This window comes from Leminorella grimontii, from assembly GCF_039789245.1.
GTDB classification, from domain to species: domain Bacteria; phylum Pseudomonadota; class Gammaproteobacteria; order Enterobacterales; family Enterobacteriaceae; genus Leminorella; species Leminorella grimontii.
On record NZ_CP146357.1, the window covers coordinates 780,482 to 800,765 of the forward strand.

Annotated in this window: 20 protein-coding genes; 15 read left to right on the plus strand and 5 right to left on the minus strand. The window is 53.5% G+C overall.

The window, feature by feature from the left end; translation table 11 throughout:
* Positions 1–53: 53 nt before the first annotated feature.
* Entirely contained in the window at positions 54–908 is an 855-nt protein-coding gene (queF, locus tag V8L73_RS03720) for an NADPH-dependent 7-cyano-7-deazaguanine reductase QueF (RefSeq protein WP_347254154.1), read from the minus strand.
* 89 nt (positions 909–997) lie between these two features.
* On the opposite strand from queF, the gene syd reads away from it, so the two are divergent.
* From syd to V8L73_RS03750, 6 genes are all read left to right on the plus strand, one after another.
* Positions 998–1,546, plus strand: coding sequence for a SecY-interacting protein (gene syd, locus V8L73_RS03725; RefSeq protein WP_036023637.1), 549 nt, complete (start codon positions 998–1,000; stop codon positions 1,544–1,546).
* A 626-nt stretch (positions 1,547–2,172) separates the two neighbouring features.
* Positions 2,173–2,475: a hypothetical protein gene (locus V8L73_RS03730; protein WP_347254155.1), complete on the plus strand. Its 303-nt coding sequence runs from the start codon at positions 2,173–2,175 to the stop codon at positions 2,473–2,475.
* Positions 2,476–2,542: 67 nt separating this feature from the next.
* Positions 2,543–2,872, plus strand: coding sequence for a YqcC family protein (locus V8L73_RS03735; RefSeq protein WP_347254156.1), 330 nt, complete (start codon positions 2,543–2,545; stop codon positions 2,870–2,872).
* On the plus strand, positions 2,873–3,652 hold the full coding sequence (gene truC / locus V8L73_RS03740; protein WP_261831381.1) for a tRNA pseudouridine(65) synthase TruC: 780 nt from the start codon (positions 2,873–2,875) through the stop codon (positions 3,650–3,652).
* 26 nt (positions 3,653–3,678) lie between these two features.
* Positions 3,679–4,131 carry a flavodoxin gene (locus V8L73_RS03745; RefSeq protein WP_027274268.1) on the plus strand — a complete coding sequence of 151 codons (453 nt, stop codon included), beginning with the start codon at positions 3,679–3,681 and terminating at the stop codon, positions 4,129–4,131.
* A gap of 280 nt (positions 4,132–4,411) precedes the next feature.
* Complete coding sequence (locus V8L73_RS03750) at positions 4,412–5,308, plus strand: transporter (protein WP_347254157.1); 897 nt, start codon at positions 4,412–4,414, stop codon at positions 5,306–5,308.
* 59 nt (positions 5,309–5,367) lie between these two features.
* Here the strand turns inward: V8L73_RS03750 and V8L73_RS03755 are convergent, their stop codons facing one another.
* Positions 5,368–5,763: a DUF3461 family protein gene (locus V8L73_RS03755; RefSeq protein ID WP_261831379.1), complete on the minus strand. Its 396-nt coding sequence runs from the start codon at positions 5,761–5,763 to the stop codon at positions 5,368–5,370.
* Positions 5,764–5,908: 145 nt separating this feature from the next.
* Here V8L73_RS03755 and V8L73_RS03760 point away from each other — a divergent pair, with 145 nt between their 5' ends.
* Both V8L73_RS03760 and V8L73_RS03765 read left to right on the plus strand, forming a co-directional pair.
* Positions 5,909–6,493, plus strand: coding sequence for an SMI1/KNR4 family protein (locus tag V8L73_RS03760; RefSeq protein WP_261831378.1), 585 nt, complete (start codon positions 5,909–5,911; stop codon positions 6,491–6,493).
* Positions 6,494–6,805: 312 nt separating this feature from the next.
* Positions 6,806–7,267 carry a hypothetical protein gene (locus V8L73_RS03765; RefSeq protein WP_347254158.1) on the plus strand — a complete coding sequence of 154 codons (462 nt, stop codon included), beginning with the start codon at positions 6,806–6,808 and terminating at the stop codon, positions 7,265–7,267.
* Positions 7,268–7,454: 187 nt separating this feature from the next.
* Here the strand turns inward: V8L73_RS03765 and dapD are convergent, their stop codons facing one another.
* Together dapD and glnD are read right to left on the minus strand one after the other, a co-directional pair.
* Positions 7,455–8,279, minus strand: coding sequence for a 2,3,4,5-tetrahydropyridine-2,6-dicarboxylate N-succinyltransferase (gene dapD, locus V8L73_RS03770; protein ID WP_027274264.1), 825 nt, complete (start codon positions 8,277–8,279; stop codon positions 7,455–7,457).
* A gap of 42 nt (positions 8,280–8,321) precedes the next feature.
* The gene (gene glnD / locus V8L73_RS03775; RefSeq protein ID WP_347254159.1) at positions 8,322–10,997 is read right to left on the minus strand and encodes a bifunctional uridylyltransferase/uridylyl-removing protein GlnD; all 2,676 of its coding nucleotides are present in this window, start codon (positions 10,995–10,997) and stop codon (positions 8,322–8,324) included.
* Between the two features lie 368 nt (positions 10,998–11,365).
* Between glnD and V8L73_RS03780 the strand changes: the two genes are divergently transcribed.
* Positions 11,366–12,655: a hypothetical protein gene (locus tag V8L73_RS03780; RefSeq protein WP_347254160.1), complete on the plus strand. Its 1,290-nt coding sequence runs from the start codon at positions 11,366–11,368 to the stop codon at positions 12,653–12,655.
* A gap of 21 nt (positions 12,656–12,676) precedes the next feature.
* On the opposite strand, the gene map is transcribed toward V8L73_RS03780, so the two are convergent.
* Positions 12,677–13,471, minus strand: a complete 795-nt coding sequence (map, locus tag V8L73_RS03785) for a type I methionyl aminopeptidase (protein ID WP_027274261.1) — start codon at positions 13,469–13,471, stop codon at positions 12,677–12,679.
* Positions 13,472–13,900: 429 nt separating this feature from the next.
* On the opposite strand from map, the gene V8L73_RS03790 reads away from it, so the two are divergent.
* The 6 genes from V8L73_RS03790 to frr all read left to right on the plus strand — a co-directional run bounded on the left by V8L73_RS03790 (position 13,901) and on the right by frr (position 19,909).
* Complete coding sequence (locus V8L73_RS03790) at positions 13,901–14,827, plus strand: aspartate carbamoyltransferase catalytic subunit (RefSeq protein WP_027274260.1); 927 nt, start codon at positions 13,901–13,903, stop codon at positions 14,825–14,827.
* Entirely contained in the window at positions 14,827–16,131 is a 1,305-nt protein-coding gene (locus tag V8L73_RS03795; protein ID WP_347254161.1) for a dihydroorotase, read from the plus strand. Before V8L73_RS03790 ends, V8L73_RS03795 begins: the two co-directional genes overlap by 1 nt.
* Positions 16,132–16,703: 572 nt before the next feature.
* Entirely contained in the window at positions 16,704–17,429 is a 726-nt protein-coding gene (gene rpsB / locus V8L73_RS03800; RefSeq protein ID WP_027274258.1) for a 30S ribosomal protein S2, read from the plus strand.
* A 140-nt stretch (positions 17,430–17,569) separates the two neighbouring features.
* Positions 17,570–18,424 carry a translation elongation factor Ts gene (gene tsf / locus V8L73_RS03805; protein WP_027274257.1) on the plus strand — a complete coding sequence of 285 codons (855 nt, stop codon included), beginning with the start codon at positions 17,570–17,572 and terminating at the stop codon, positions 18,422–18,424.
* Positions 18,425–18,529: 105 nt separating this feature from the next.
* Positions 18,530–19,267, plus strand: a complete 738-nt coding sequence (gene pyrH, locus V8L73_RS03810; protein ID WP_027274256.1) for a UMP kinase — start codon at positions 18,530–18,532, stop codon at positions 19,265–19,267.
* An 84-nt stretch (positions 19,268–19,351) separates the two neighbouring features.
* A complete protein-coding gene (gene frr / locus V8L73_RS03815; protein WP_027274255.1) occupies positions 19,352–19,909 on the plus strand; it encodes a ribosome recycling factor in 558 nt (185 codons plus the stop codon).
* The last annotated feature ends 375 nt before the right edge of the window (positions 19,910–20,284 follow it).

Consider the following 20,284-nt stretch of genomic DNA (forward strand, 5'->3'; position numbering starts at 1 on the left):
TTCTTTTTACCCGCTTTTACACTAAGTTTCCGGCACGGCTTCCAATGATTTTTTTACTGCCTCGCCAGCCTTTGAACCGATGGCGTAAAGGGCCGATTGGTTCTGTACGGGTTGATGTCCAATCCTCCTCGTCGCGTATAGCGGGCGTATACGGTCAGTGCCTCCGGTCGGCAGTAGCGTTGGATATCGTGGAAAATGCGCTCGACGCACTGCTCGTGAAACTCATTGTGATGGCGAAATGAAACGACGTAGCGCAGCAGGGCTTCTCGGTCGATCTTTGGGCCGCGGTAGCTGATTTGTAGCGATCCCCAGTCCGGCTGGTGGGTGATTAAACAGTTGGACTTCAGCAGATGGCTGACCAGCGTTTCCTCTACGAGAGGAGTGCCGTACGCCGCTGCGTTCTCTAGCAGTCGATCGTTAAAATCATAGCTGTCGATAACGATGTCCTGTTCGTCAATACATTCACCGGCAAAGGCGCCAATAGGGGCGTTTTCCAGCTCTGCGAGCTTGAACAGGCGAATGTCGACGTCCCCCTGAGCGCAAAGGGATAAATCGCGACGCAGCGTGTGCTCAACGTCTTTCCAGCTGTCAAAGTGGGTTTGGTTAAAGCTGTTGAGATAAAGCTTAAAGCTTTTTGACTCGATCAGGTTCAGGCTGTTTGCGTCGATCCTGACTTCTCCAACGGCAACCTGAGGCACGCCGCTGGCGTTAAGCCAGGAGAGTTCATAAAGCGTCCAGATATCTGCGCCGGTAAAGGGAAGATTTTCAGGAAGAAGCCCGAGAGGCTCGCGGTTCAGGCTGCGGGGCACCGGCTGTAAAAGCGCGGCGTCATAGCGGTCGACGTAGCCGGTTTCCTTACCCAGCGTCAGACCTGACAGCGCCTGATGGTTCTCGTAATTGTGAGACATGCTCTTTCTCCTGCGGCTGAACTTTCAGGTTGATTAGGTATAATGAATCAATATTCTTCTCCTAGTGTAACGCAATCTTTAGGAAAATCATGACAGTTCAGGCCGCATTATCCCAGTTTACCTCCGACTTCGTTTCTCTCTGGCAGCGGAAACGTGGGCATGAGCCCGCCAGCGGCGAGCTCTACGGCGTACCGTCCCCCTGTATTGTTGCGACAAGGGATGAACAGGTTCTTTGGCTGCCGCAGCCCTTTGGCGACGTGGCCTCTTTGGCTAACGTAGAGCGTGCGCTGGATATTTCGCTAAGGGATGAGGCCAGCGCCTATTTCACCTGTCAGCTTGCCGGCGATATGGCGGCAAGATTTGGCGAGCTTGAGCTTTGTCTGATTCAGGTATGGAGCGAAGAGGACTTTATTCGCCTGCAGGAAAACCTGATAGGCCATCTGGTTACTCAACGCAGGCTGAAGCTGTCGCCAACGCTGTTTATCGCGACTACACATTCCGAGATGGACATGGTGTCTCTTTGTAATCTTACCGGCGAAGTGATTTTAGAGCACTTTGGCACGCAAAAGCGGGAAACGCTGGCGGAGTCGCTTGAGGCATTTTTACTGCATCTGACGCCGATAGTAGCGGAAAATTGAGGCGCGTTTTTCACACCTATTAAAGCATGACGGGCGTTAGTAGATTAAATGGGGGATGGTCGTCTTACAAAAATGACACGTTGCTTGTGAGATATATCCTACAAACCCTGTGAGACATTTCATTCATTACTATACGAACGTTTTTATATAATTACTTATTTATCAATTTATTGACGTCTATTTTTGCCCGTTTTTTTGCTTTTTCCTCAAAGTCAGGCTTTGTGAGTATATTGTGAGACTGGGGAAATTAGGCGATTCTATGTTCATCGAAAGGAAGCTTGGAAATTCGGGAATGCATCAGGACGATGCGGGCTTTAGGATAAAGCAGAACGGACACATAAGGAAGCTTCAGGACAGCCGTCAGGATGATGGCGGGACAGTTTAAGGAAGAAACCCGGGACACCTCCAGGACGGAGAACGAATACTTACCGGAGCGTAAGGGGTCAGGACGACAGGCTAAGGAAGCGCATCAGGATGATGCAAAGGCCGCTCGGGATTGAGCAGCCGTTCGAAGGAGTGTCGGTCAGGAAGGCCACAGGGAAAAGTTTTCAAGGACTGAACAGGGAAGTACGCGGGTAGCCGGATTGCTATAAAACGAATCAGGAAAGTTAAGGATCGTCATCAGGATGATGACGGGACAGTTTAAGGAAGAAATCCAGGACACCTCCAGGACGGAGAACGAATACTTACCGGAGCGTAAGGGGTCAGGACGACAATCAGGGAAAGGCATCTGGATGATGCAAAAGCCGCTCGGGATTGAGCAGGCGCTTCAAAGGAACGTCGGTCGGGAAGACCAGAAGGAAAAGTTTTCAAGGATTGAACAGGGAAGTAAAGCGAGTAGCCGGATTGCTATAAAACGAACTAAGCCCACTGTGTATACAGTGGGCTTTTTTTATGCCTTTTTAGCCGTAATGTCATCCATGGTATGATGGCGCTTTCGGGTTCTGGCCGTCGCTTTGGCCATGAGCGATGACCGTTTTTTGATAAGAGAACGCAATGAGTTTAGAAAAGCAGATATGGCAGTTGCTGTCCGACGTAGAGCTTTTTATGCATGCAAACGGGCTATGGTCTGAGCTGCCGCCCGCGCTGGAAGCCTTTGACAGCCAAGAGCCCTTTTGCATTGACACGATGTCGCCACAGGAGTGGCTACAGTGGGTTTTTATACCCCGCATGGGCGCTCTTTTGGAGAGCCATCGCCCTTTACCGACGCGCATCGCCATCACGCCCTACTATGAAGAAGCCTTTAGCGAGCGTCAGGATGAGCTTCGGCCCCTGCTGGAGGCATTAGCCAAAATTGACGGCGCGCTAAGCGCAGGCGGCGCCTAAATGTTGGATATTCTCTATCAGGATGAGCATCTGGTGGCGGTAAATAAGCCATCGGGATGGCTGGTGCACAGAAGCTGGTTGGACAGGAATGAGAAAGTCGTCGTGATGCAGACCGTTCGCGACCAGATTGGCCAACACGTGTTTACCGTACACCGCCTAGACAGGCCGACGTCGGGCGTGCTGCTGATGGCGCTCTCAAGCGACGTCGCCCGCATGATGGCGCAGCAGTTTGAGCGTCATCAGGTGCACAAGGTTTATCACGCCGTTGTGCGCGGCTACGTGGAGGGGAGCGGTAAGATAGACTATGCGTTAGTCGAACAGTTGGACAAGATCGCCGATAAGTTTGCCGATCGCAATAAAGACGCGCAGGACGCCGTCAGCCACTATCGCGGTTTGGCGACAATAGAAGTCCCCGTTGCCGTCGGCCCTTACCAAACGGCGCGATACAGCCTGGTAGAACTTCGCCCGGAAACGGGGCGCAAGCACCAGCTGCGTCGCCACATGAGTCATTTATCCCATCCGATCGTCGGCGATAGCTCTTACGGCGATCTTCGCCACAATCGAGCTGTCGCTGCTCACTTTAACTGCCCGCGCCTGATGCTGCACGCCAGCCACCTTGCGTTAACGCATCCGGTTACGGGGCAGCCTTTACTGATTTCTGCACCGTGGGATTTACCTTGGCAGGGCGTAATGAACGCTTTTAGCTGGCCGGAGGAATGCCCTGAAGCTCATGGGGTTGAATTTGCCTTCCCGATGAATCAGGATAATCCCATCGATTAACGGACGATAAAATAAGAGAGTGCGCGATGGCAAAGATAGGCATTTTTGTTGGGACGGTGTACGGCAACGCCCAGATGGTGGCGGAAAAAGCGCAGGCGCTGCTGCAAGAAGCCGGGCACGACGCGACGGTGTTCGATGAAGGGACGCTCGAAGAGTGGCAGGCCTACGAGCGAGACGTCGTTTTAGTCGTGACGTCGACCACCGGGCAAGGGGATTTGCCGGATAGCATAGAACCGCTGTTTTACGATATTAAAGACAGCCTAGGGCATCAGCCGTCGCTGCGCTACGGCGTGATTGCGTTAGGCGACAGCAACTATGAAAACTTCAGCGGCGCCGGCAAGAAGTTCGACGCTCTGTTGCAGGATCAGGAGGCGAAGCGGGTGGGAGAAGTGCTGATTATCGACAGCAGCGAAATTTCCGAACCTGAAGAATTTGCCGAACCGTGGATCCGCAGTTGGGCAGCGCTTATCAACGGCTAAAGCTTGCCTCCTTCGTTTTAAAAGCCCGCGTCTAAAAAGCGCGGGTTTTTCATTTCTCCCGTTTTCCATTCGTAACGTAATGAAATTTCATTCCATTTTCATCGCAAGATGAGAAGTCGCTCACTCTTTAAAAATAATTTCAATATGTAACATATTATTTCATTACGGCCGGTAGTATGTTGGCGACGGTAAAGAAAATTCGGTGCAACACGTTGATAATGTGTTGTTCTTCTATGATTTCAGCGTATCCGCAGAGCGATGGGCTTTCAGGAGAATAGCGATGAAAAAAAAGGGGAGTTCGTTTTTTTGGGCCGGGATTGCCGTCGGCGCCGTTTCTTTTTCAACCGCCCAGGCGCAGGAAAGGCCTAGCCCTTTGCTCGGTGCGCCGGTAAATACGGCGATCTCCGGTGCACAGGTGTTGCCTGACGGTATGCTGCTGACGGCGGTAAACGCCTCTTTTCGAGATAAGACTCACCAGGTTGAGGGAAAGGGCAATCCTGACGTCTTCTCTCAGATTTGGCTACTCAAAGTGCGCTATGGGCTTACCGATCGTTTAGAAATCAGCACCGTGGGTTCCTACGTCAACAACCGCCGGGACGGCATGAGCCCGGAGTACATCGAAGGGATGGGCGATCAGTCGCTCGGATTCAGCTACGCTTTGCTAAGCCAGAGACAGGGAGATCCGTTCTGGCTTACCTTCGGCGCGGCCGCGCTGTTGCCTACCGGGCAGAGCGGCGATAACCACCTGCCGGGCAACGAGGCCTGGGGCGGCCGGGCTTCCATACACCTGACAAAGCTTTTTACGCCTCAGTGGAAAGGGGATATGGACTTCGTCATGCAGGGGCCGTTCGAGCGAGGCAATCAGAACGTCAAGCGCGGCAACGAGTATCAGTGGAACATGCAGCTGCGCTATATGTTCGTCGACCCGCAGGTTGACGTCGGCATTGAAAGCGCGTTTTCAAAAACCGAGTCCGGCGATAGGCGGGTGGGTTCCCGCACGTTTAATAACCATGCAGGGACGACGGAGTGGGTGATTGGCCCTTCGGCTAACGTGGCGATTGACCCGCTGAACATGTGGATTGGGGCCGGCGCGTTTTTCCCCGTTTTACAGGACGCTGACGGCCCGGCCAAGATGGAAGAGGTGCGCTGGGAGTTTAAGATAGGAAAAACTTGGTAGTCAGAAAGCAGATGCCTTTCAGGCCGCCGCTGGCCTGAAAGGAAAATGGCAAAGTGCGCCTATTTTGTTTTTGAGGTCAGTTTTTCCAGGTCGGCTTCAATTTCCGCGATCTTATGGGTCACGACCTGTTCCAAATGGCGAAGGTCAGACAAAATCTTCTGCTTCAGATCGATTTCCACCTGTTCGCCTTTGCAGATACCGTCGAGTTCCTCTATGAGGTAGCGAAGGTTTGGGCTTATCTCGTGCACCTCTTTGTAGGACTTTTCCGCGCCCGGATTGGCAAGGATCGTCTTTCTCTGGCGGGGAAACTTGAACTTGACGCTTTTAGCGAAAAACTCTCCCTTTTCTTTACGAAAGTAGATCTTAAGGATGTCGTTGCTCGCTTCCTGGCGCAGGCTGTAGCGATCGATCTGTTTAGGATTGCTGATTCCAAGGCTAACGAGATTATCGTACATAAAAAGTACCTTCCTGATTTGTATTATGCCGATGGGCCACCGCCTATTATTATAGCAAGGGCAAACGTCCGCAGTTTATGGCTTGTCTGAAAACGGGCTGAAAAAGTTCAGTTCGTGAAGGGTGTAACGTTATGGGAGAAAAGGAGTGTCTTTTCAATATGAAACATGGGCTAACCTTCTGACCAACCTGCTTAGGGGAAAAGGCCTTCGTTTTGCCGAAGGACTGAATGAAGAGGAAGCGGGGGCGGTTGAGCGCCTTTTTAACTTCCGCTTTCCTCCCGATCTTAAAGCGCTGTTGCAAAACGCGCTGCCGATATCGGAGGGGTTTGTCGACTGGCGAGAGGGGCTACATTCGTCACGCGCGCAGCGCCGCCTCTTTGGGCGAATGAAGGCACCTTTAGAGGGATTCCTGTTTGACGTAGAAAACAACGGCTTTTGGTTTGACGGTTGGGGAGATGAACCCTCCACCTCTTCTGAACGCAGGGCGTGCGTTGAGCGCGCTTTTGCTGACTACCCGACGATGATCCCCGTCTATTCCCATCGCTATCTTCCCGATTCGCCCTGCGAGACAGGGAACCCGGTATTTTCCATCCATCAGACCGACATTATCTATTACGGCTATGACCTGGCGTCTTACCTTGCGGCAGAGTTTGGTCTCCCGCTGCCGAAGTTTTTTCATACGCCGGAAGAGCCAAAGGCGATTGCGTTTTGGGGAGACATTACGTCGTAGGGGGATGGAATTAAGCGTATTTCTGAAGTGAAGGTAATGTGAAGTGAAGCAATAATGCGGTGTTCGGTATCCAGATTTTGGAAGAAATAGAGATCGGTGATTACTCTTGGTATTACTTATTTTATCATCAATAAATTGATGATATTGATCTGAGGATGACATAGAACGTTACAACTTCATATTCCCCTCACTTATCGAAATTATACTTGTAGCTATCTGAAGGAGATAAAGAAAACTACGGTATTTTTCTTATGGCACTTAATAAAGCGGCTGGCGTTTTCTTTAGTTTGAGTATTGAAGGGAAATAGAAGAATGAGTAGAAAAACAAAGGCCGTATTATTTTCATTTTTTTTCTTTGTGGCATTTATTGAGTGTGGGATGAGGTTAACTATCTGGTGGTCAGCTAATGAACTCACTCATAATGCTGAAAAATATAAAATTGAAGTGATAGTATATGATATAGTCGAATATAGTTACGTATGTCCTGCGCACTCAGAAGAAAGCTACCTTAGCGTTTCATATACGTTATGGCTTGTGAAAGATGTTTTTTGGGTTAATATGATGTGTCAAATAAGAGGACCGCATATTGATATAAGCGTGTGGACTAAAGAAAGCTCTAGAGAACATGATAAAAGAGATTTTATTAATTATTACTGGAGCTTTAAACAATGGAGCTTCATAGACTCAGAACGTGAACAGCAAATGAAATTTATAGTGAAAAAATTCAATGAAGAAATGATAAAGGAATATAAGAAAAAAACCTCAGAAAAATGATTTCAAAAGCTTGGTAGAAAGTATAACAGAACAGCAGTAATTTAATTGCTATCGAAGTTGGCACAATCTTCGCGCTTACGGCGTTATTGTGTCATATTAAACTATTAGTTGAAATAAACCAGATCTCCCGGCCGAAAACGGCCGGAACATCGTGAATGCCAGCGAGTGGCAATAAGGTCAGAAGGGATTAATCAATGGTGCGCAGCAGCTCATTGATGCCGACTTTGCCGCGGGTTTTGGCGTCGACCTTCTTGACGATGACGGCGCAGTACAGGCTGTACTTTCCGTCTTTGGACGGCAGGTTGCCGGAGACGACGACGGAGCCCGCAGGGACGCGGCCATAGTGAACTTCACCGGTTTCGCGGTCATAAATGCGGGTGCTTTGACCGATGTAAACGCCCATGGAAATCACCGAACCTTCTTCCACGATCACGCCTTCGACCACTTCAGAGCGTGCGCCGATAAAGCAGTTGTCTTCGATGATGGTCGGATTGGCCTGTAACGGTTCCAGCACGCCGCCGATGCCGACGCCGCCGGACAGGTGAACGTTCTTACCGATTTGCGCGCATGAGCCCACGGTGGCCCAGGTGTCGACCATCGTGCCTTCATCAACGTAAGCGCCGATGTTGACGTAAGAGGGCATCAGCACGGTGTTGCGGGCGATAAAGGCGCCCTGGCGCACGCTGGCGGGAGGAACGACGCGAAAGCCTTCACGTTGGAAACGAGCCGCGTCGTAGTCGGCGAACTTCATCGGCACTTTGTCGTAGTAGCGGCTTTCTGCGCCGTCCATAACGACGTTGTCGTTAATGCGAAACGAGAGCAGAACGGCCTTTTTCAGCCACTGATGGGTGACCCACTGGCCGTTAATCTTCTCGGCAACGCGAAGCTCGCCGCTGTCGAGCTTGGCAATAGTGGCGCTGACGGCTTCGCGAAGCACGGTGTCCGCGGAGGTAGGAGTGATGTCTGCGCGGCGCTCAAAGGCGCTTTCAATCACGGCTTGTAACTGTTGCATCTTATTTCCTGATGTCGTGTGTTTAAAAGAGATATCCCGATCTTAGCCGGGCCCATATTTATCCTTTGGACTCAGGGTTTCTGTCAACCTTTGTTTCAAAACTTCGCACATTTCGGCAGGCAGAGCGGCCCGCTCGGCGTTGGTAAGAATAAAGAGGTCTTCTACCCGCTCGCCGATAGTCGAGATGCGCGCGCTGTGCAAAGAAAGCCCCAGATCGGCAAAAACCTCGCCCACGCGCGCCAGCAGGCCGGGGCGATCCAGCGCCGTCAGCTCCATATAGGTTCGGCGATCGCTGTGGCCGTGCAGGAAGTTGACGTGAGTCGGCACGTTAAAGTGGCGCAGCTTTGACGACAGCGGCCGGGGCTTAGGGCGCTCGTAAACCGGCTGGACCAGCGCTCTTTCAAGCCCTTCGCGAATTTCACGGTGGCGATCGGGGGACAGCGGGCTGCCGTCGGGCTCCAGTACGATAAAGCTGTCCATCGCCATTCGGTCGCGGTTAGTGAAAATCTGCGCGTCGTGAATGTTGAGGTTTCGCCTGTCCAGCTCGCCTGCCGCGGTGGCAAACAGATAGGGGCGATCGGAACTGTAGATAAAAATCTCCGTCCCGCCCCGATTGGGCAGCGGGCTTATCAGCACCAGCGGCTTGTCCTCTTTATGTTCCACCAGATGTCGGGCGTGCCAGGCCAGCTGTAGCGGAGAGTGGCGCAGGAAGTAGTCGGCCCGGCAGCGGTTCCACAGCGGGTGCAGCACCGTTTCGTCGATATTTTCTCTACGCAGCAGGGCCAGCGCCTGCGCCTTGTTGTGGCGAACCCGTTCGCGAAGATCCGGCCGGTAGTGCATGCCGCGCTTGAGCTGCCTTTCGGTGGCGAAATAAAGCTCGCGCAGCAGGCTCTGCTTCCAGCTGTTCCACAGCGGTTCGTTGGTGGCGCAGATATCGGCGACGGTCAGACAGATAAGGTAGTGCAGCCGAGTTTCGCTCTTCACTTCGGCAGCGAACTGCTGGATAACTTCCGGATCCTGAATATCGCGCCTTTGCGCGGTGACCGACATCAAAAGGTGCTGTTTGACCAGCCAGCTTACCAGCGCGGCTTCATTGGCGTTAAGGTCGTGCAGCAGGGCGAAGTCTCTGGCGTCTTCTGCGCCAAGCTCGGAGTGGTCGCCGCCGCGCCCTTTGGCGATGTCGTGGAACAGGGCGGCCATTAGCAGCAGCGACTGTTTTGGCAGCTTAGGGTATAGCTCTACGCACAGCGGGTGCGCTTGGCGGGTTTGCTCATCGGCGAAGCTTTCAAGCTTGAGCAGTACGCGAATAGTGTGTTCATCGACGGTATAGACGTGGAACAGATCGAACTGCATTTGGCCGACGATGTTGCCCCATTCCGGCATGTAGGCCGCCAGCACGCTGTGGCGGTGCATCGGCACGATGGCGCGCTTAACCGCGCCGGGGTGGCGTAAAATGGCCATAAACAGCTGGCGCGCCTGCGGCAGCTGGCACAGCGGCTGTTTCAGGTGGCGGCGGGCGTAGCGCAGGTGACGCAGAGTGGTGGAGTAGATGCCCTTGATGTCGGCATTGGTCGCCAGTCGATAAAACAGGTCGATGATGGTTTCCGGTTGTTCGATAAACAGGTTGGGATCTCGGAGATCGATAAGCTGGCCGCGCAGCTGGAAGCGCTCGTCTAAAATCTGCGGCTTGTCCATCGGCGACAGCGCCAGAATGGCCTCGTCGAACAGCTGAAGCAGCATATGGTTGAGTTCGGTGACGCGACGGGTGACGCGGAAATAGTCCTTCATCATCCGCTCGATGGGCTGATTGCCCTCGCCCCGGTAGCCTAAAAGCGTAGCGACGCTGAGCTGGCGGTCAAACAGCAGGCGGTTATCGTAGCGGGAAAGCGTCAGGTGCAGCGCAAAGCGAATGCGCCACAGGAAGGTCTGGCACTCATCGAGCTCGGCGCACTCCGCCGGCGTCAAAAAGCCGAAGCTGACCATTTCATCAAGCGACGTGGCGCCAAAGTGGCGGCGGGCGACCCACAGCAGAGTGTGAATATCGCGCAGGCCGCCGGGGCCGGCTTTAATGTCCGGCTCAAGGTTGTAGCTGGTGCCGTGATAGCGACGATGCCGCTCTTCCTGCTCCTCGCACTTGGCGTGAAAGAAGGTCTCTGAGGGCCAGATTTCCTGGCTGAAAACGTGCTTTTGCAGCGTTAAAAACAGCGCCACGTCGCCGCAGATAAGTCGGGACTCAATCAGGTTGGTGGCGACCGTCAGGTCGGCTATGCACTCCTCCAGACACTGGGAAAGGCTTCTTACGCTGTGCCCGACTTCAAGCTTCAGGTCCCACAGCAGGGTAATGATTTCGCCGACTTTTTGAGACTGTTCTTCGTTTAGCGGCTCGCTGCTCAAAACCAGAATGTCGACGTCCGACAGCGGGTGGAGCTCCCCCCGCCCGTATCCGCCAACGGCGATCAGCGCCAGACCGCTGCGGTTGGCAAAGCCTTTGGACGCGGGAGAGATAAAACCGTGCGCCAGCCACAGCCGCTGGAGCAGGTGGTCTAGGTAGTCCGAACGCGCCTTGAGCAGTTCCTCAACCGCACACTCCGCTTCAAACGTCTGGCGTAGCCAAAGCTGAAAGTCGTCAAGCGCTCGCCGAAGAAAGGGGAGGTTGAGCTCATCCTGGCTAAAGCAGGAGGGATCGCAGGGCTTTTTGGGCACAGAACGTTCGGACATAGCGGCGGTTACCTTTGGGCCAAAAGTAAAACGGCAAAGTGCTCTTAAGCTACCTGCAAATGAGGGAAATCGCCAGATGGATAAAAGGGTAAAGGAGAAACGTACTAGGGGGACTGGCGGCCTTTGCCGATATTTTTCTTGTTACCGCCAGCCTTGATTAATTACACTGGCAATTATTTTTCATCTGAATAGATTAAGTTATCGTGTTGATAAACAATAGAGCAGGCGCCGCGCCGCTTGTCTTGATCGCTCTTTTGCTGTCTTTTGACTTTTCCCAGAGTTCATTGGCCGTTCGCGCCGTGGGATATGGCGCAGTGCCGCTATATATGATTTTTGCGTTGGTATTCTTTATTCCATTGGTACTGATAATGACTGAAATAGGCGTAGATCTTCGTCGCCAAGGCGGCGGAATTTACGCTTGGATGAGTCGCTATCTCGGGGCCAGGCTGGCGTTTGTCGGCTTATTCGTCTGGTATTTATCCTGCATCATCGTAATGGGGAACTATGTTTCTTACGTGGTGTACGATCTGTCGTTCTTTATTTGCGGTGGCGATCCCTCTTCGCTATACCAGTTCGATACCTGGCTGCTAGGCAGTTTAACGACTATTGTTGCGGCAATGGCGACCGCTATCGCCATTAAATGGCACAGCCGTTTATCTGTCATTATCACGGTAGGCGCAGCGGCGCTCATTGGTTTTATATTGATGCTGCTGTTAGCCTGTTTGCCTTCATTTTTTTTAGCCAATGCCCCGGCGATTGACGCTCCAACCGTTCAGGCAAGCTATTTTCCCTTTGAGCTGAGTTCCAGGCTTGACGCAGAGCGTAAAAAAGAACTCTCCGCTCAGCTGGTGGCGCAGATTGTTTTTGCCTATTGCTGTATTAGCGCGGCGGGCGGATTAGCCAATAGTGCTAAAAACGTGGGCAACAGGTTTAAGAAAAAGCTGACGCTGGCGGTCGTTGCGATTGTTGCCGGTTACGCAGCAAGCGTATTGATATGGAACACCCAGCCCATAGCCGACAGATATTGGGTTGCGAGTATTTTTGAGTTAACGAAAGATCTGGGCGTCTCATGGGCTAAGGTCCTGCATCTATCCTCCGACACCGCTGCGGCCATAGGTGACGGATTGCTGCGTATTTCAGAGCTTCTCCTGTTTCTGGCCGCGACGGCGGCGTTATCAATCTTGATTCATGCGCCTCTGAGGCTGTTGATGAGGGGCGTTCAGGAAACCTCTAAGTCAACAAACACGGCGGGAGTATCGGCGAAAGCGATGTGGGTACAGTGCCTGTTGGTGTTAGTTGTGATGAACGCATCGCGAGAGCAGCATCACTATCTGATTGATACGCTGACTCAGGTTTCTATGGCCTTGCCCTGCATCCTTCTGGCCGTCGCGTTCTATTTATTTAAAACGAAGCCTCATTTCGAGAGTGGCTCCATCATACCCAAAAATCGCCTGTCGGCGTTTTTAGTCAGTGGCGCAGTGGTTGGGGCGATTATTCTTTCCAACGTTAGCGCCATTATGGCGCCGGGTGTTTATATGGGGGAATTTGAGCGAGCGGAGTGGGCGCTGTATGGAGGCGCAATCGCCGTGCTGGCAGGGTTGGCCGCTTATGAAATCTACCGTCGCAGGATAAATAAAGAAAAGACGCCGGAAGCCTAAGCTCCCGGCGCATAGCGAGAATTACTCGGCGGGCGTCAGAATCGCCTCAATGGTGTCGTCTTTGCGCAGGGTGAGGATTTCACAGCCGTCGTCGGTAACGGCGATCATGTGTTCATACTGCGCGGAGAGGCTGCGATCTTTGGTTTTTACCGTCCAGCCGTCCTTCATGGTGCGGATGTGGTAGTCGCCGGCGTTGACCATCGGCTCGATGGTGAAGGTCATGCCCTTTTGCAGCACCACGCCGCCGTCGTCTGCGTCATAGTGCAGCACCTGCGGCTCTTCGTGGAAGCCTTCGCCGATGCCGTGGCCGCAGTATTCGCGAACGACCGAAAAGCCCTGTGACTCAACATATTTTTGAATCGCCTTGCCCAGCGTGCGCAGGCGAATGCCTGGCTTCACCATCCTCAGCGCCAGATAGAGGCTTTCCTGCGTTACTTTGCACAGGCGATCGCCCAGGATGGTCGGTTGGCCGACGGTATACATTTTGGACGTATCGCCGTGGAAGCCGTCCTTAATGACGGTCACGTCGATGTTGACGATATCGCCGTCCTTTAGCTTTTTGTCATCGCTGGGGATGCCGTGACAAACCACCTCGTTGATGGAGATACAAACCGACTTGGGAAAGCCGTGATATCCCAGACAGGCGGAAATCGCCTGCTGCGTATTGGTGATGTAGTCGTGGCAAATTCTGTCCAGCTCGCCGGTTGTGACGCCGGGCTTTACAAAAGGCTCGATCATTTCCAGCACTTCGGCGGCCAGGCGGCCGGCTACGCGCATTTTTGCGATGTCTTCGGGAGTTTTTATTGATATAGCCATAAAGCAGAGTCCATGTTGAATCGCCGCGAATATACCCGTCATACTTCAAGGGGTATTGACAACGATTATCAATACAAGATCCCGCTATGGTATCAGCCCTGCGAAAGAGAGCCAAATTTATTGCCGGGAACGCTTCAAATTTATCGACCGCTTGCATTGTAAAAATGTCGACCTTTTTCCACAAATAAGATTGACGAAAGCGTTTTGTCTGGTAAATTAAGAAGGTTTGTGCGCAGGTTATAATGCCCTTGAGGGCTTAACCTAAAAACGTATACAAACGCCACTTAACGAAAAAGAAAAGGTTAAGACGACGGATGAAGATACACATAGACAAAGCGGTTGATATCAACCCCTAATCATATGCCTACGGGCCGTTGATTAGGGGTTTTTTTTCGTCTGGACTTCAACAACAGGGGAGCAGAAAAAAGAATGCGAGGCCAACATATACTGGGGTTGGAACACATGTCGCCCGCCGACATCGAACGCGTGCTGACCACCGCGGAAGAAATGAAAAAAATGGTGGGCCGTCAAAAAAACAAGAAACTTTCCGTTTTGCGCGGAAAAGCAATCGTTAACGTCTTCTTTGAAAACAGCACCCGCACCCGTTCATCCTTCGAGCTGGCGGGGAAATACCTGGGAGCGGACGTCATTAACATCGCAGCGTCGACGTCGAGCGTGGCTAAGGGAGAGAGCCTGCGCGATACGCTGTTGACGGTACAGGCGATGGGCATAGACGCCATCGTAATGCGCCACAGCGCTGAAGGCGCAGCGCAGTATGCGACCCGCTACGTGAAGGCGGTGGTGATTAATGCCGGAGACGGCGCTCACGAACACCCAACGCAGGGGCTGCTGGACCTGCTGACTATTCGCCAGCATCACGGCGAGATTGCGGGCAAAAAGGTGGCTATCATCGGCGACATTCTGCACAGCCGGGTGGCTCGTTCCAACGTCTGGGGATTATTGAAAATGGGGGCGGAAGTGCACCTCGGCGGCCCGAAGACGCTTATTCCCAAAGAGATGGTCGATATGGGGGTGACTATCCACCATCGGGTTGAGGACGCCATTGCCGACGCCGACGTAGTGAACGTGTTGCGCATTCAGCTTGAGCGCCAGAAGCGGGGGCTGTTCCCTACGCCTCGCGAATACGCCCGCATCTTCGGCATCAACGACGAACGCCTGAAGCTTGCAAAAAAGAACGTTCTGGTGATGCACCCTGGCCCGATGAACCGCGGGTTGGAAATCTCGCCCGACGTCGCCTACGGCCGCTTTTCCGCCATTGAAGAGCAGGTCAATAACGGGGTGGCGGTCAGAATGGCGGTACTGTCTTTAACTTTAGCCGATGAGGAATGCGCGTAATGTCACAGTGGTTAATTCAAAACGGTCACCTGATCGATCCGGCAAACGGTTTGGACGGCGCGTTTGACGTTCGCGTTGTGAACGGCTCCGTTGCGCAGGTCGGCAAGGGGTTAAAGCCCGAGGCGGGAGACGAGCTTATCAATGCTGCGGGGCTTATCGTAAGCCCAGGGTTTATTGACATCCACTGCCACCTACGCGAGCCCGGTCAGGAGGCGAAAGAAGACCTGCTGACCGGTACGGCGTCAGCTGCCGCCGGCGGCTATACCACGATTTTGACCATGGCCAATACGCGTCCGGTTATCGATCAGGCCATTATCGTCGAGGGCATGAAAAATAAAATTCGCCGCGACGCGCTGGTGCGGGTCGAGATTACCGGCGCAGTGACTAAGGGGCTGGAAGGCAAAGAGCTGGCCGAGATTGGCGACATGGCGCAGGCCGGCGTGCGGGCGCTCTCCGACGACGGCTACTACGTGGACGACGGCCGCCTGATGCGCGCCGCGCTGGAGTACGCCAGCATGTTCGACCTGCCGGTCATTTCCCACTCGGAAGACTGCTGCCTGGTAGCGGACGGCGTTATGCACGAAGGCTGCGTATCGGCCAAGCTGGGCCTGAAAGGGCGCCCGGCCGAGGCGGAAAACATTGCCGTCTCCCGCGAGCTGATGCTGGCGGAAATGACCGGCGGCCATATCCACATCGCTCACGTCAGCAGTAAAGGCGCGGTAGAGCTGATTCGCGCCGCCAAGGCCAAGGGCATCAAGGTGACCGCCGAAGTGACGCCGCACCACCTGTGCCTGGTGGACAAGAGCATCGAATCGTTCGACTCGGCGTTTAAGGTCAATCCGCCGCTTCGTACCAACGAGCACATCGAAGCGCTGTTGGAAGGGCTGAAGGACGGCACGCTGGACGCCATCGCCACCGATCATGCGCCCCACGCGTACGAAGAAAAGGACTGTGAGTTTAACGAGGCGCCCTGCGGCTTTGCCGGCTTTGAAACGGCGTTCAGCGTACTGCACAGCCGTTTTGTCGAGACCGGGCAGTGGAGCGTGCAGGATCTTATCGCCAAGATGACGTCAGGCCCGGCGGCGGCGTTTGACTGGAAAGACAGGGGACACTTAAGCGTCGGCGGCCTGGCGGATCTGGTGCTTATCGACCCGAAGGCTAAATGGGTTGTCGACCCCGACGCGCTGCTGACGCGCGGAAAGTCCTGCCCGTTCAGCGGCATGCACATGACCGGCAAAGTGGTGAGAACCATGGTCAACGGCCGCTGGGTTTATCAGGATGGGGAAATCCTGCGGGAGTGCTAAACTTTCGTTAACGACCGCGGCGTGAACACAGGGCGCGCCGCGGGGCGTTTTTCCGCTATTCGCCCGCCAACGTGCATCAGGCTGTGTCCCGCAATTGTACGCGGATGGCGCTGGAGGTCATTTTTACGCAGAGCAAGGCGCGAGGGGCGAGGTTTGGTGGGCCCAAATAAGCCGCGAGTAACGCAGCGCTGCGTAAAAAGGACCCCAGCCCTTCGGGACGCGTGCCAAAAGGGCGTTCTCTGCGTTGTCGCACTTGAGCATAGGCCCACTATGCTCTTCGCGCTCCGCCTTGATAACGCCCTTTTGGCTCAGCGTCGCCACCACGTACAATTGCGGGACACAGCCTAAGAATAAGTAGTGGCGTTTAGTGGTGCTTTTATGGTATAAAGCGCGCCGGAAATCCGTCTTGTTTTTTATGAAATGCAGTACGGTATTTTCATTCACTTTTACTTAACGTTATAACACACACGTATCGGCACATGCGGCGGGGTGCCTTGAAGCGTTATTCGCTCCAGGGTCGGCGTTATGGGATGCGTGGAGGCATAACCCCAAACTTTACTATAGAGGTAATAATGGCAACTGTATCTATGCGCGACATGCTCAAGGCTGGCGTACACTTTGGTCACCAGACCCGTTACTGGAACCCGAAAATGAAGCCGTTCATCTTCGGTGCTCGTAACAAAGTGCATATCATCAACCTTGAAAAAACCGTACCGATGTTCAACGAAGCTTTGGCTGAGTTAAACAAGATCGCTTCCCACAAGGGCAAGATCCTGTTTGTTGGTACCAAGCGCGCAGCGTGTGAGCCAGTAAAAGAAGCCGCTAAAAGCTGCAACCAATTCTACGTTAACCACCGTTGGTTAGGTGGCATGCTGACTAACTGGAAAACCGTTCGTCAGTCAATCAAGCGTTTAAAAGAATTAGAAGTTCAGGCACAGGACGGTACGTTCGACAAGCTGACCAAGAAAGAGGCGCTGATGCGCACTCGCGAAATGGACAAGCTGGAGAACAGCCTGGGTGGTATCAAAGAGATGGGCGGCCTGCCTGATGCGATTTTCGTCATCGACGCCGACCACGAGCACATCGCTATCAAAGAAGCAAACAACCTGGGTATCCCGGTATTTGCGGTAGTTGATACCAACTCCGATCCGGACGGCGTTGACTTCGTTATCCCTGGTAACGACGATGCTATCCGCGCAGTACAGCTGTACCTTGGCGCTGTTGCAGAAACCGTTCGTGAAGCTCGTTCAGCTCAGGGCGTTCAGGCCGTAGAAGAAAGCTTCATCGAAGCGGAGTAATAAGGCGTGCTCCGTAGAGAGCCCTTATTAACCAGGTATTAATTATGTTGGTTAGGGGGCCTGAATAGGCCCCCTATTTGCTTGTAGATAACTTGTTTATTACAAAACGTCCGACAAAGAATAACCGAGGATTAAAGAGAATGGCTGAAATTACTGCAGCTCTAGTAAAAGAACTTCGCGACCGTACCGGCGCCGGTATGATGGAATGTAAAAAAGCGCTGGTTGAAGCTAACGGCGACATCGAGCTGGCTATCGACAACATGCGTAAGTCTGGTCAGGCGAAAGCGGCTAAGAAAGCCGGTCGCGTGGCCGCTGAAGGCGTTATCCTGACCAAAATCGCAGCCGACGGTAAGCGCGGCGTGATTCTGGAAGCTAACTGCGAAACCGACTTCGTTGCTAAAGACGCTGGCTTCCTGGCCTTTGCAAACGGTGCTATCGACGCTGCGCTGGCTGAAAACATCACCGATGTTGAAGCGCTGAAAGCCAAGTTTGAAGAAACCCGCACCGCGCTGGTGGCGAAGATTGGTGAAAACATCAATATCCGTCGCGTCGTCTTCCTGGAAGGCGAAAAGCTGGGCGCATACATGCACGGCGCTCGTATCGGCGTTCTGGTTGCTGCAACCGGCGCGGCTGACGATGAGCTGGTTAAGCACATCGCAATGCACATCGCTGCAAGCAAGCCTGAGTTCGTCTCTCCGGACGACGTTCCGGCTGAAGTCGTTGCCCGCGAGCACGAAATCCAAATCGACATCGCGATGCAGTCCGGCAAGCCGCGCGAAATCGCCGAGAAGATGGTTGAAGGCCGTATGCGTAAGTTCACTGGCGAGATCTCTCTGACCGGTCAGGCTTTCGTTATGGAGCCGAGCAAAACCGTCGGCGACCTGCTCAAAGAGCGCAAGGCTGGCGTAGCTCAGTTCATCCGCTTTGAAGTGGGTGAAGGCATCGAGAAAGTAGAAGTAGACTTTGCGGCAGAAGTTGCTGCGATGGCTAAGTAATCTTCTCTTGATGAAAAAACGGATCGATAGTCGTATCGGTCCGTTTTTTTAAGTAGTTAGGATATAAACCGACGACAACTCTCTGCCGACTTAGGAAATCAAACCATGGCAACCAACGCAAAACCCGCATATCAAAGAATCCTGCTTAAACTCAGCGGCGAGGCCCTACAGGGCTCTGAAGGTTTCGGTATTGACGCCAGCGTCCTTGACCGCATGGCTCAAGAGATTAAGGAATTGATTGAGTTGGGCGTCCAGGTCGGCGTTGTGATTGGCGGCGGTAACCTGTTTCGCGGCGCGGGGCTGGCTAAGGCCGGCATGAACCGCGTAGTGGGCGACCACATGGGGATGCTGGCGACCGTAATGAACGGCCTGGCCATGCGCGATGCGCTTCATCGTGCCTATGTGAACGCCCGCCTGATGTCCGCCATTCCGCTAAACGGCGTCTGCGACGACTACAGCTGGGCCGAAGCTATCAGCCTGCTGCGCCACGGTCGCGTAGTGATTTTCTCCGCCGGCACCGGCAACCCGTTCTTTACGACGGACTCCGCTGCCTGCCTGCGCGGCATCGAAATCGAAGCCGACGTTGTGCTGAAAGCGACAAAAGTTGATGGCGTTTTCTCTGACGATCCGGTAAAAAATCCGGATGCGACGCTGTATGAAACCCTGAACTATCAGGACGTTTTAGAGCGTGAATTGAAGGTGATGGACCTCGCGGCCTTTACGTTGGCGCGCGATCACGGTCTCCCTATCCGCGTGTTCAACATGAACAAGCCCGGCGCGCTGCGTCGCGTGGTCATGGGCGAGCCGGAAGGAACCCTAATCTGCGCGCAGGCCACATCATAATCGCCTCGACGCGTATGCGCATAATTTTACGGACCCTGCATTAAGCGCGGTTCCCACTATTATTCACATTGAAAGGTTGGCAACGTGATTAACGAAATTAAAAAAGATGCAAAAGAGCGCATGGAAAAGTGCGTAGACATGTTCAAAACGCACATCAGCAAGGTACGCACCGGCCGCGCTCATCCGAGCCTGCTGGACGGTATTATGGTTGAATACTACGGTTCTGCGACTCCGCTTCGCCAGCTGGCGAACGTGGTGACGGAAGATTCCCGCACTTTGGCTATTACCGTATTTGACCGCAGTCTGTCTCCGGCCGTAGAAAAAGCGATCATGGCTTCCGATCTGGGCCTCAACCCGTCTTCCGCCGGTACGACCATCCGCGTTCCGCTGCCGCCGTTGACGGAAGAACGCCGTAAGGATCTGACCAAAGTCGTACGCAACGAAGCCGAACAGGGCCGCGTTTCCGTACGCAACGTTCGCCGCGACGCGAACGACAAGATCAAGGCGCTGCTGAAAGATAAAGAAATCGGCGAAGACGAAGAGCGCAAAGCGCAGGATGAAATCCAGAAGCTGACCGACGGTTACATCAAGAAGATTGATGAGTCGCTGGCGGAGAAAGAAGCCGAACTGATGGCGTTCTGATTTCGCTTCTGGCTAATAAAGAAAACCCGGTGGTGGCGTTTGACCTACGGCCGGGTTTTTCTTTTTTAACTCGTTGAAAATACGGGTAACCGGGAGTTTTCTGGGGTATCGTGATTTCCGGTGTAAGAAAAAAGTAGTATATAAGTTCGCTAGCAAAGGTTTTGAATTAAACTGACGGGGTCAAACGGCGGGAGAGGGCTACTCGCGTCGCTTGCCCTACGGGCCAACACTTCGTGTTGTTCAACGCCTAAAGGCGTTGTCCGTTGGGGGCGACTTGGCGTAAGCCAACGACAAACCGGCAAAGCCGGTTTGAACAGCGCTTGCGCTGGCCCTTTAGAGTGAAGCCCGAAGGGCTTCATAACAGCCCCTAGGAGG

What these genes read in the sequence shown, in the direction of transcription:
- queF (WP_347254154.1), bottom strand. Translation starts at nt 908, where the DNA reads ATGTCTCACAATTACGAGAACCATCAGGCGCTGTCAGGTCTGACGCTG.
- syd (WP_036023637.1), top strand. Translation starts at nt 998, where the DNA reads ATGACAGTTCAGGCCGCATTATCCCAGTTTACCTCCGACTTCGTTTCT.
- V8L73_RS03730 (WP_347254155.1), top strand. Translation starts at nt 2,173, where the DNA reads ATGATGACGGGACAGTTTAAGGAAGAAATCCAGGACACCTCCAGGACG.
- V8L73_RS03735 (WP_347254156.1), top strand. Translation starts at nt 2,543, where the DNA reads ATGAGTTTAGAAAAGCAGATATGGCAGTTGCTGTCCGACGTAGAGCTT.
- truC (WP_261831381.1), top strand. Translation starts at nt 2,873, where the DNA reads ATGTTGGATATTCTCTATCAGGATGAGCATCTGGTGGCGGTAAATAAG.
- V8L73_RS03745 (WP_027274268.1), top strand. Translation starts at nt 3,679, where the DNA reads ATGGCAAAGATAGGCATTTTTGTTGGGACGGTGTACGGCAACGCCCAG.
- V8L73_RS03750 (WP_347254157.1), top strand. Translation starts at nt 4,412, where the DNA reads ATGAAAAAAAAGGGGAGTTCGTTTTTTTGGGCCGGGATTGCCGTCGGC.
- V8L73_RS03755 (WP_261831379.1), bottom strand. Translation starts at nt 5,763, where the DNA reads ATGTACGATAATCTCGTTAGCCTTGGAATCAGCAATCCTAAACAGATC.
- V8L73_RS03765 (WP_347254158.1), top strand. Translation starts at nt 6,806, where the DNA reads ATGAGTAGAAAAACAAAGGCCGTATTATTTTCATTTTTTTTCTTTGTG.
- dapD (WP_027274264.1), bottom strand. Translation starts at nt 8,279, where the DNA reads ATGCAACAGTTACAAGCCGTGATTGAAAGCGCCTTTGAGCGCCGCGCA.
- glnD (WP_347254159.1), bottom strand. Translation starts at nt 10,997, where the DNA reads ATGTCCGAACGTTCTGTGCCCAAAAAGCCCTGCGATCCCTCCTGCTTT.
- V8L73_RS03780 (WP_347254160.1), top strand. Translation starts at nt 11,366, where the DNA reads ATGACTGAAATAGGCGTAGATCTTCGTCGCCAAGGCGGCGGAATTTAC.
- map (WP_027274261.1), bottom strand. Translation starts at nt 13,471, where the DNA reads ATGGCTATATCAATAAAAACTCCCGAAGACATCGCAAAAATGCGCGTA.
- V8L73_RS03790 (WP_027274260.1), top strand. Translation starts at nt 13,901, where the DNA reads ATGCGAGGCCAACATATACTGGGGTTGGAACACATGTCGCCCGCCGAC.
- V8L73_RS03795 (WP_347254161.1), top strand. Translation starts at nt 14,827, where the DNA reads ATGTCACAGTGGTTAATTCAAAACGGTCACCTGATCGATCCGGCAAAC.
- rpsB (WP_027274258.1), top strand. Translation starts at nt 16,704, where the DNA reads ATGGCAACTGTATCTATGCGCGACATGCTCAAGGCTGGCGTACACTTT.
- tsf (WP_027274257.1), top strand. Translation starts at nt 17,570, where the DNA reads ATGGCTGAAATTACTGCAGCTCTAGTAAAAGAACTTCGCGACCGTACC.
- pyrH (WP_027274256.1), top strand. Translation starts at nt 18,530, where the DNA reads ATGGCAACCAACGCAAAACCCGCATATCAAAGAATCCTGCTTAAACTC.